Below are 8097 nucleotides of genomic sequence, written 5' to 3'. Positions count from 1 at the left end.
TTGTTCGCTCTTATTCACGATACACTAACGTGTATTTTTGTTGCCTTTTTAAGTGACAACCAACTTTGTCCGAAAGTACTTTCTACTCTCTGGTTTACGGGTTCCTTAATTCGTTACGTTGTTTAATTTTCAAGGTCCTGGTTCTCCGTCAAACCTAATAGGAGAACGCTTAATATATTATCACGATTCAGTAAACTTGTCAAGCATTTTCTCCCCGTTTTCGACGGCTTCACTATAATACCACGTGGGGCATACAATGTCAACGTTTTTTTTTATATTTTTATCATACGTTCAATATTTTATGCAATATTGCAGTATTTATGGATGTTTGCTATAATGAATCCATTGTCTCTGTGTCAGGAGGATAAACGATGCCAATAAAAATTCAGGAAAATCTGCCGGCTATTGAAGTACTGGAATCAGAAAATATCTTCGTGATGACGCATCAACGTGCCATTACCCAGGATATTCGCCCCCTCAAAATTGTGATACTGAATCTGATGCCGACAAAAATTGAAACAGAAACGCAACTTTTACGCTTATTGAGCAACTCCCCTTTGCAGGTCGATGTGGAGCTGCTGCAAATGGCCACGCATATTTCGAAGAATACTTCTTCCTCCCATCTGAATACATTTTATAAAACGTTTGACGATATAAAAGAGGAAAAATTCGACGGAATGATCATCACCGGCGCTCCGGTTGAAAATATGCCGTTTGAGAAAGTCGATTACTGGGATGAACTTTGTAAAATTATGGCATGGAGCCGGAAAAACGTTTATTCCACCTTGCACATCTGCTGGGGTGCGCAAGCTGCGCTGTACTATCACTTCGGAATTACAAAATACCAGCTTCCCCAAAAGCTGTCCGGCGTATTCCGCCATCATGTGCTTGACTATCGCCATCCTTTGATCCGGGGGTTCGATGACAATTTTTATGCGCCGCATTCGCGTAATACCGAAGTACATGCTGAAGATATCAACAAATGCGGCGATCTTGTCATACTGACAGCCTCTGACGAAGCCGGCGTTCATATTGTTGCCAAAAAGAACGGCAGGCAGTTTTTTATCACCGGTCATCTTGAATATGACTACGATACGCTTGCAAAAGAATATTTTCGCGATTTAAAAAAAGGAATGAATCCTTCCATTCCTTTGCATTACTTTCCGAACGACGACATAACCAAAGAGCCTCCGTTTGTGTGGCGCAGCCATGCACATCTTCTGTTTGCCAATTGGCTGAACTATTTCGTCTATCAGAACACGCCGTACAATATAAAGGAGATTTCCGAATAAAACAGCCGGGACAGTTACCCGGCTGTTTTTTTATTCGCCGATGATTTTAATCAGAACCCGCTTGTCGCGTTTGCCGTCAAATTCAAAATAAAAGATCTGTTCCCATGTGCCGAAGTCCAGCTTGCCTTCCGTAACCGCCACAACCACTTCGCGTCCCATAACCGTACGCTTTAAATGCGCGTCGGCGTTGTCCTCAAAACCATTGTGGCGGTACTGGCTGTACGGCTTTTCCGGCGCAAGCTTTTCGAGCCAAGCCTCGTAATCATGGTGCAACCCGCTTTCGTCGTCATTAATAAACACGCTGGCTGTGATGTTCATGGCATTCACCAATACCAGCCCCTCCCGGATTCCGCTTCCTCTGAGAGCTTCCTCCACTTGCGGAGTAATATTCACGATTCCTCTCCGTGTCGGCAGATGAAAGTGCAGTTCCTTTCGAAAAGATTTCATAAAAGAGTCGTACTTCCTTTCCTTAATAGAGTCTTTATAATTTTATCAAAATCATAGCACAAAAGCGGTTCTCCGTCCAGACAAGGATCGGAGAGCCGCTTTTTCAAATATGACAGCTTTATGAAAGTTTCAAGCGCAATTCATTGAGTATTTTCTTTTCCCGCCGGGATACCTGAACCTGCGTCATGCCAAGTGCGGCGGCTGTTTGCGTCTGTGTCTTGCTTTTAAAATATCGAAAAATAATAATGCTCCTGTCCTTTGGTTCCAGCTCCGTAACAACCTGTTTAAGAGACAAAAGCTCCGCGATTTTATCATCTCCGGCGTCTACGCTGATATCGATCTGACCTCCGCCCTCTTCCGGAGAAGAAGTAAGCGAAAGCGGCAATTGGGATGCGCCCAGAGCCTGTGCGGCTTCCGCTGGTTCGACATTCAGGATTTCTGCCAACTCTCCGATCGTGGGAGAACGCCCTTCCTTTTCACTAAAAGCGGCGGATTCACGCGCGGCACGCATGGCAAGTTCTTTTAAGCCCCGGCCTACTTTCACCGCTCCGCCGTCCCGGAAAAGGCGCCGGATTTCGCCGAGGATAACCGGGACGGCATACGTTGAGAATTTCACTCCGCGGCTGCTGTCAAAATTGTCCACCGCTTTTACAAGGCCCAGGCAACCGGCCTGAAAAAGGTCGTCGTATTCTACCCCGCGTCCTTTAAAATGCTTTACGCAGGCGTGCACTAGTCCGATATTCTCGTTTATGGTCTGTTCTCTGTCCATTTTAAGTGTTCTTTTCCGCCTGACGGCGTTTAATTGTCTTATACATGGTGACGGTCGTACCTTTGCCGGGTTTTGAAGTCACCCTTAATTTGTCCATAAAGCTTTCCATCACAGCAAAACCCAGCCCGGCGCGCTCCTCATTCTCCGATGTGGTAAACAGCGGCTGCATCGCCTTTTCCACATCTTCAATTCCACAGCCCTTGTCGCGAATCCGGATGCTGAGCCGGCCGTCTTCATATAATTTACAGGTTATGTAAATAACACCGAGGGTATCACGATAGGCATGAACGATACAGTTTGTAACGGCTTCGGAGACCGCCGTTTTAATATCACTAAGTTCATCAATGGTTGGATCCAGCTGCGCCGCAAACGCCGCCACCGCAGCCCTTCCAAAGGATTCGTTTGCTGAACAGCTTAAAAAGGAAACCGCCATTTCATTCGTAGGCTTCATCATAATTCACATCCTTTACGATCGTGCAGAGCTGGTTTAAGCCTGCCAAAGATACAATTTTCTCAATTTTCGGGTTTAGATTGGCCACCCGTACACTACCGCCCCACATCTGCAATAGCTTGCAGCGCCCCATAACAAGGCCGATACCGGAGCTGTCCATGAACTGTACCCCCGAAAAGTCCAGCGTTAACCGCTTGGGTTTTACCTTTGACGCCGCTTCGTCGACCTCCGTGCGGATTTCCCTCGCGGAGTGATGATCAATTTCCCCGCTCAGAAGCGCGGTCATCTCTCCGTCTTTTAACAGTAACCTGACACCCATCGCGAAACCTCCATGCTTTTATGTAATCTTTTATTATCTGCAAATCTTTTCAATTTATGCGCAATGCAATAAAAAAAATAAAAAAGTCCTATCCGCCGTGCCTTTTCCGGCATTTATGCAGAAGCAGCTTGTCCGCTAATAATAATGTATAAATTTTATCAAACCGCATGGGAAAATTACCATGAAAAATGTCGCCGCTCCGCCAAAATCCCGAAACGACGAAAAAGCCCGCCGATCACTCGGCGGGCTTATAGCATATATCCGTCTTCTTTTAACATTTCAACCATCTTTTCGATGCATTCCCGGCAAATTCTATGTCCTTTGAAATTCATTACATAATGCGTCTGCTTACAAAATTCGCATGCCGTTATCCTTTTTTTAATCATAAATTGATCATCACCTAAGAAGAATTCAAGCTCATCATCTGCTTTGATATCCAAACTGTTTCTAAGCTCTTTCGGCATTACGATGCGTCCTAATTTGTCTATTCTTCTAATAATTCTGGCTTCCATTTATCAAACATTCTTTCAGAGTGTTTTTGCAAATTCTATCATAAAACCGGAAATATTTAGTTCTCAATATGCAATGGCAATTATTAACAAAAAGCCGCACCGGATTCCTTCCTGATACGGCCTATTGTTGTATTTCATTTCCGCTAACAACCTGTATTTTCTTTGCATAAAAATTCTTTATTTTCTGGAGAGCAGATCCAATGCAAGCGGACGGAGTTCCCCCGCAAGATAAAGAGAACCGCAGACAAACAGAGTTCCCTCTTTTCCCACTACAGACAAAGCCTTTTTAAGAGCTTCCCTGCTGTTTTCCATTGACTCAGCGGGCGTTCCTACCAACCGGAAGTGCTCCGCAAGGTCTTCCGCGCTCATAGCGCGCGGATTCTTCGGCACCAGCGTGATTACGTTTGAAAACAGCCCTGCCAAATTTTCTACCGACGCTTTTACATCCTTATCGGAAAGCATGCCGACAATTGCTGTGATTTTTTTATCGGGAAGGTACTTGCGAACCGTCGCGGCCAAAGCCGCCATCCCGTCCGGGTTATGCGCCCCGTCAAGGATGACCGTCGGGTTCATAGACAGGACTTCCATCCTTGCCGGAAAGCTTGCGGAGGCAAAACCCGATTCAAAGCTATGCCCTGATATATGGTATCCCTTCTCCTTCAGAACTTCCAGCGCGGCAAGCGCCGTAACGGCATTTTTAATCTGATGCTCTCCCAAAAACGGAAGATGCACCAAAAGCTCCCCGTACAGCAGCCCCGTACCGTTCAGGTTCATGGAAAGCGGCACGACACTTTTCATATCGGCAAGAACAAACCGATTGTTTCGTTTATCCGCCGTTTTTTGCAGGATCTCAAGTACCTCCGGCTTTTGCTCGGGGTAACAGACCGTTACGCCCCCGTCCTTGATAATCCCGCTTTTTTCGTAAGCTATCTGCGCAAGCGTGTTACCCAGCACCTTTGTATGATCCGAAGAAATTGAAGTAATAACCGACACAAGCGGCGTTTGAATCACGTTGGTTGAATCAAGGCGACCCCCAAGGCCAACTTCCAGCACGACAATATCGCATCCCTTTTGGGCAAACCACGCAAACGCCAATGCAGTAACCAGTTCGAATTCGGTAATGATTTCCCCGTTTTGATTCATCCTCTCTACCAGAGGAAAAACCTTTCCCACCATTTCGGCTAATTCCTCATGGGATATCTTTTCCCCATTGATCTGCATCCGTTCACAGAAATCCGTGACATAGGGTGAAATGAACAGTCCGGTTTTATAGCGGGCTTTCTCTAAAACCGAGGCGATCAGCGCACAGGTGGAACCCTTCCCGTTCGTGCCGGCAACATGCACATATTTCAGGCTGTCCTGCGGGTTCCCCATCATTTGAAGCAGTTTTTGAATCCGTTCCAGACCAGGTTTCGAGCCGAAACGCTCCAGCGACGATATTTTCTTTAATGCTTCCGTATAAGTCATTGATATTCACCTACATTTTTAAAATGAAAGGCGGACGCAATGTCCGCCTTCCTGTTCCTATTCTTTCAAAGCTTCGATGCTGGACTGAATCAGCGCAATATGTTCGCTGAGCTTCTCCGCATTCTGCTTCACGCCTTCCACAACGTTTGCCGGTGCTTTCGAAATAAACTTCTCATTGGCAAGTTTCGCCTGTGCGTTGGCATACTGCTTCTGCGCAGATTCCAGTTCCTTTTTAAGGCGTTCCAATTCCGCCTTTTTGTCTACCAGTTCCGACATAGGAATATAGAGTTTGGCATCCGCAGTAACAATTGTCACCGCACCGTCAATTTCAAATTCTTCCCCAATTTCCACTTCGTTTGCATAAGCGAGCTTTTTCATGATTTCAACGCCGTCTTCAAAAACCTTTTTGGAGCCGGTTGCAATGAACAGGCGGGTTCTGCGCGACGGCGGCACGTTCATCTCAGCACGGCGGTTGCGCACGGCGCGGATTGCATCCATAATGCTGTGCATATTGTCCGCAGCCTGCGGGAAGCAGTACGCCTCCTCAAATTCGGGCCAACTGGAAACCATGATTGCTTCCCCGTCGTGCGGAAGCGACTGCCAAATTTCCTCCGTAATGTACGGCATGAACGGGTGCAGCAGTTTCAATGTGCCGCTCATGACCCAAACAAGCACCTGCCGCACATTCTGCGCTGCCTTTTCGTCCTCCGAATACAAACGTATCTTTGCGATTTCAATATACCAGTCGCAGAATTCGTCCCATAAGAAGTCGTACAGCTTCTGTACGGCAATCCCCAGCTCAAAATGTTCAAGGTTATCCGTAATTTCCTTGGTAATGCGGCTAAAGGAATCAATAATCCACTGATCTTCCGTGGCGAGATCATCCGGAAGTTTATTCTTTACATCATGGCCGTCAATATTCATCAGGATAAAGCGGGACGCATTCCAGATCTTATTGGCAAAATTGCGGCTGGACTGCACCTTTTCGTCAGAGAAACGCATATCGTTTCCGGGGCTGTTACCGGTGGCAAGCGTGAAGCGGAGCGCGTCCGCGCCGTACTTGTCAATAATTTCAAGCGGGTCAACCCCGTTGCCGAGCGATTTGCTCATTTTTCTCCCTTGCGCATCACGCACAAGACCGTGAATCAACACCGTGTTGAACGGCACTTCGCCTGTCTGTTCGATTGCCGAGAAAATCATGCGTGCAACCCAGAAAAAGATAATATCATAGCCGGTAACCAGCGTGTCGGTCGGATAGAAATATTTCAAATCCTCGGTCTGATCCGGCCAGCCAAGTGTGGAAAACGGCCAAAGCGCGGAGCTGAACCAGGTATCGAGCGTATCCTCGTCCTGCTTCAGATTTTTGGAACCGCACTTCGGGCACACGTGGGGCTCTTCACGCGCAACAACCATTTCGCCGCAGTCCTGGCAGTACCACGCCGGAATACGGTGCCCCCACCAAAGCTGGCGCGATATGCACCAATCCTTAATATTTTCCATCCAATGGTAATAGATTTTTTCAAAGCGTTCCGGAACAAATTTGGTCTTGCCGTCCTTCACCTGCTGAATCGCAGGCTCCGCCAGCGGCTTCATTTTTACAAACCATTGCTTGGAAACCCGCGGCTCCACCACGGTTCCGCAGCGGTAACAGGAACCGACGTTGTGCTTAATCGGTTCTACCGCGACCAAAAAACCTTTTTCCTTCAGCTCTTCCACGATCTTTTCACGCGCTTCCAGCGAAGACATTCCCGCGTATTTCCCGGCATTTTCATTCATATTGCCGCTTTCGTCCATCACGTTGACGACCGGCAGATTATGGCGCAGACCGACCTCAAAGTCGTTCGGGTCATGCGCCGGGGTAATCTTTACCACGCCGGTTCCGAAATCACGCTCAACATACGTGTCGGCAATTACCGGGATTTCACGCCCAACAATGGGAAGGATCAGCGTTTTGCCGACAAGGTCCGCATAGCGTTCATCTTCCGGATGCACCGCCACCGCAGTATCGCCAAGCATGGTTTCCGGACGGGTTGTGGCAAGCTGGATATAACCGCTGCCATCTTTGAACGGGTAGCGCAGATGCCAGAAGAAACCGTCATGCTCGCTGAACTCCACTTCCGCATCGGAAATGGAAGTGCGGCAGTGCGGGCACCAGTTGATAATCCGCTCGCCGCGGTAAATCAGCCCTTTATCATAAAGGCGGACGAAAACCTCACGAACCGCCTTGGAGCAGCCCTCGTCAAGCGTAAAGCGTTCACGGCCCCAATCGCAGGAGGAACCCAGCTTCTTCAACTGCTCAACAATGCGTCCGCCGTATTTTTCTTTCCAATCCCATGCGCGCTTTAAAAACGCCTCGCGCCCGATATCTTCCTTTGTCAGACCTTCCTTGCGCATTGCTTCAACAATTTTGGCTTCCGTCGCAATAGAAGCATGGTCGGTTCCCGGCACCCAAAGCGCCGAATACCCCTGCATTCTTCTCCAGCGAATCAGGATATCCTGCAAAGTTTCATCCAGGGCATGTCCCATATGAAGCTGCCCGGTAATGTTCGGGGGCGGGATTACGATTGTATACGGTTTTTTCTCCGGATCCACCTGTGCGTGGAAATATCCACCGGAAAGCCAAAAGTCATAGATTCTGTCCTCGACCTCCTGCGGGTTATAAGTCTTCGCCAGTTCCCTGCTCATAGATTTCCCTCCTGGGTTTTCCCCTATATTCAAAATAATATAATGTGTCGCCAAAATCGCCGCGCCAATATCCATTTTCAAGACAGGCTTGTCCGGCCGCCCTGATCGAAAAAACATCATAATACTATATTATGGCATTACAATATCGGTTTGTC

At 47.7% G+C, this 8097-nt stretch carries 8 protein-coding genes; 1 reads left to right on the top strand and 7 read right to left on the bottom strand.

The window, feature by feature from the left end:
• Positions 1 to 371 precede the first annotated feature (371 nt).
• Positions 372 to 1292 carry a homoserine O-acetyltransferase MetA gene (metA, locus tag P9B68_RS10025; RefSeq protein ID WP_277668958.1) on the top strand — a complete coding sequence of 307 codons (921 nt, stop codon included), beginning with the start codon at positions 372 to 374 and terminating at the stop codon, positions 1290 to 1292.
• A gap of 30 nt (positions 1293 to 1322) precedes the next feature.
• On the opposite strand, the gene P9B68_RS10020 is transcribed toward metA, so the two are convergent.
• From P9B68_RS10020 to P9B68_RS09990, 7 genes are all read right to left on the bottom strand, one after another.
• Positions 1323 to 1739 (bottom strand): secondary thiamine-phosphate synthase enzyme YjbQ, encoded by a 417-nt coding sequence (locus tag P9B68_RS10020; protein WP_135660741.1) that lies wholly within the window; start codon positions 1737 to 1739, stop codon positions 1323 to 1325.
• 118 nt (positions 1740 to 1857) lie between these two features.
• Positions 1858 to 2508 carry a sigma-70 family RNA polymerase sigma factor gene (locus tag P9B68_RS10015; RefSeq protein ID WP_135660743.1) on the bottom strand — a complete coding sequence of 217 codons (651 nt, stop codon included), beginning with the start codon at positions 2506 to 2508 and terminating at the stop codon, positions 1858 to 1860.
• 1 nt (position 2509) lies between these two features.
• On the bottom strand, positions 2510 to 2959 hold the full coding sequence (gene spoIIAB / locus P9B68_RS10010) for an anti-sigma F factor (RefSeq protein ID WP_135660830.1): 450 nt from the start codon (positions 2957 to 2959) through the stop codon (positions 2510 to 2512).
• Positions 2943 to 3278: an anti-sigma factor antagonist gene (locus P9B68_RS10005; protein ID WP_135660745.1), complete on the bottom strand. Its 336-nt coding sequence runs from the start codon at positions 3276 to 3278 to the stop codon at positions 2943 to 2945. The genes spoIIAB and P9B68_RS10005 overlap by 17 nt, the downstream gene beginning before the upstream one ends.
• Before the next feature lie 248 nt (positions 3279 to 3526).
• Positions 3527 to 3790, bottom strand: coding sequence for an AbrB/MazE/SpoVT family DNA-binding domain-containing protein (locus tag P9B68_RS10000; protein WP_135660748.1), 264 nt, complete (start codon positions 3788 to 3790; stop codon positions 3527 to 3529).
• Positions 3791 to 3967: 177 nt separating this feature from the next.
• Entirely contained in the window at positions 3968 to 5257 is a 1290-nt protein-coding gene (locus P9B68_RS09995) for a bifunctional folylpolyglutamate synthase/dihydrofolate synthase (protein ID WP_277668957.1), read from the bottom strand.
• Between the two features lie 57 nt (positions 5258 to 5314).
• Positions 5315 to 7942: a valine--tRNA ligase gene (locus P9B68_RS09990; RefSeq protein ID WP_277668956.1), complete on the bottom strand. Its 2628-nt coding sequence runs from the start codon at positions 7940 to 7942 to the stop codon at positions 5315 to 5317.
• Between the last annotated feature and the right edge of the window lie 155 nt (positions 7943 to 8097).

Origin of the sequence: Caproiciproducens galactitolivorans (genome assembly GCF_029266045.1) — a bacterium.
In the GTDB taxonomy this organism is placed as follows: Bacteria; Bacillota; Clostridia; order Oscillospirales; family Acutalibacteraceae; genus Caproiciproducens; species Caproiciproducens galactitolivorans.
Note: the sequence above shows the minus strand (reverse complement) of the source record. Positions and strands in the feature narration are given on the sequence as shown.